General features: G+C 69.0%; 3 protein-coding genes. 1 reads left to right on the plus strand and 2 read right to left on the minus strand.

Annotation, left to right across the window (positions count from 1 at the left end; translation table 11 throughout):
• Both ACWDU1_RS31820 and ACWDU1_RS31825 read right to left on the minus strand, forming a co-directional pair.
• Positions 1–172: Rpn family recombination-promoting nuclease/putative transposase (locus ACWDU1_RS31820; RefSeq protein WP_450004126.1), on the minus strand; the 172-nt coding region annotated here is incomplete at its 3' end.
• 118 nt (positions 173–290) lie between these two features.
• Positions 291–896 (minus strand): SACE_7040 family transcriptional regulator, encoded by a 606-nt coding sequence (locus ACWDU1_RS31825; RefSeq protein ID WP_450004124.1) that lies wholly within the window; start codon positions 894–896, stop codon positions 291–293.
• A gap of 94 nt (positions 897–990) precedes the next feature.
• Here ACWDU1_RS31825 and ACWDU1_RS31830 point away from each other — a divergent pair.
• On the plus strand, positions 991–2,128 hold a 1,138-nt coding region (locus ACWDU1_RS31830), incomplete at its 3' end, for a carboxyl transferase domain-containing protein (protein ID WP_450004125.1).

Genomic DNA, 2,128 nt, shown 5'->3' on the forward strand with positions numbered 1-2,128 from the left:
TTCGGAGGTCGGGGTGGACGAAGCTGCCGGGTTGTAGTTGCAAGGCGGGCCAGTCGAGGCGGGTGGTGATCGCTTCGGGGAGGACGGCGCGTAGTTCGGAGGCGGCATTGGCCGGGCGGGCCATGACTTTCCGGAAGTACGCGTCGTGCGGGTTGGACCGCTGCTCGGACATGGCGGCGACCTTACGACGGGCCGCCGACAAAGGCCGGGCATACTCGGCAGTCCGCACTCGACCATGGCGGCCCGGTTCGGTGTATCAACCGCGGAGTGCCGCCGAGTAGTGGTCCGCCTCAGTGCGGCGTAGGACCGGCGAGCGCGGCCAAGGCCATCGCGCGGAGTACCGGGCGGGTGTGGGCGCCGACCCGACCCGCGCTGTGCGGGGTGGAGTTGAGCAGCCCGAAGGCGGCATGGGCCTGGATTCGGGCGGTGTCCTCGGCGAGGCCCGGGACGAGATCACACAGCACGCCCACCCAGATCTCCACGTAGCGGCGCTGGGTGCGCCGGATCTCCCGGCGCGGCGCCGGGGGCACATTGTCGAGGTCGCGGTCCTGGATGCTGATCAATTCGGGTTCGCCGAGGGCGAAGTCGAGGTGGAATTCCACCAGCCCGGCCAGCGCCTGCCGGGGGTCGTCCGCCTGGGCCGCCACCGCGCTGCCGCCCTCCAGCAACCGGCGGCTCACACCCACCAGCAGTTCGACCAGCAGCGCCTCTTTGCTGGGGAAGTGCCGGTATACCGCGGGGCCGCTGATACCGACCGCGGCGCCCAGGTCGTCGAGGCGCGTGCCGAGGTATCCACGTTCGGCGATGAGCCGTGCACCGGCAGCCAGGAGTTGGTCGCGGCGCTGCTGCTTCAACTGTTCGCGACGGGTCGGGGTGGCAGAATCGGCACTGGTCACCCGCACTCCTTTCCTAGGCTCTGGACAACTCGGTTAGTCAAGATTAACCTCTGTTTCAGTTATCAGCGATTAACTCAGATGGCAGGATGACGCGATGACCCAGACCGCGAGCCCCGCGCCCACCGCCCGGTCCGCCGGGGACAACCGCGCGGCGAACCTGGCCCTGGTCGACCAATTGCGCCGCCGTCTCGCCGAGACCGCGCGCGGCGGTCCGGAGAAGGCGCGGCAACGCCATATCGATCGCGGCAAACTGCTGCCGCGCGAGCGGGTGGATCAGCTGCTCGACCCCGGTAGCCCGTTCCTGGAACTGTCGCCGCTGGCGGCCGACGGGATGTACAACGGCGACTCCCCCGGCGCCGGGATCATCACCGGCATCGGGCGGGTGGCGGGCCGCGAATGTGTCATCGTCGCCAACGACGCCACGGTCAAGGGCGGCACCTACTACCCGGTGACGGTGAAGAAACATCTGCGCGCCCAGGAAGTGGCGCTGCACAACAATCTGCCGTGCGTGTACCTGGTCGATTCCGGCGGCGCCTACCTGCCCGAACAGGACGAAGTGTTTCCCGACCGCGAACATTTCGGCCGCATCTTCTACAACCAGGCCACCATGAGCGCCCGCGGGATCGCGCAGATCGCCGCCGTGCTGGGGTCGTGCACGGCCGGCGGGGCCTACGTTCCGGCGATGAGCGACGAGGCGGTGATCGTGCGGGATCAGGGCACGATCTTCCTCGGCGGCCCGCCGCTGGTGAAGGCCGCCACCGGGGAGGTCGTCACGGCCGAGGAACTCGGCGGTGGCGCACTGCATTCGCGCACCTCGGGGGTCACCGACCATCTGGCCGACGACGACCGCGACGCCCTGGCGATCGTGCGCCGCATCGTCGGCACGCTCGGCCCGCGCCCGGAACCGGCCTGGCAGGTGCGGCCCGCCCGCGAACCGGCGGCTCCCGTGGATGAGCTCTACGATCTCGTCCCGGCGGATCTACGCACGCCCTACGACGTGCGCGAGGTGATCGCCCGCATCGTCGACGCCGACGAGACCGGCGCCGCCGGATTCCATGAATTCAAGGCCGAATACGGCACCACCCTGGTCACCGGGTTCGCCCATATCCACGGGCACCCCGTCGGGATCGTCGCCAACAACGGCGTGCTGTTCAGCGAATCCGCCATGAAGGGCGCGCATTTCATCGAACTCTGCGATAAGCGCGAGATCCCGCTGCTGTTCTTGCAGAACA

Source organism: Nocardia sp. NPDC003345, assembly GCF_053589395.1.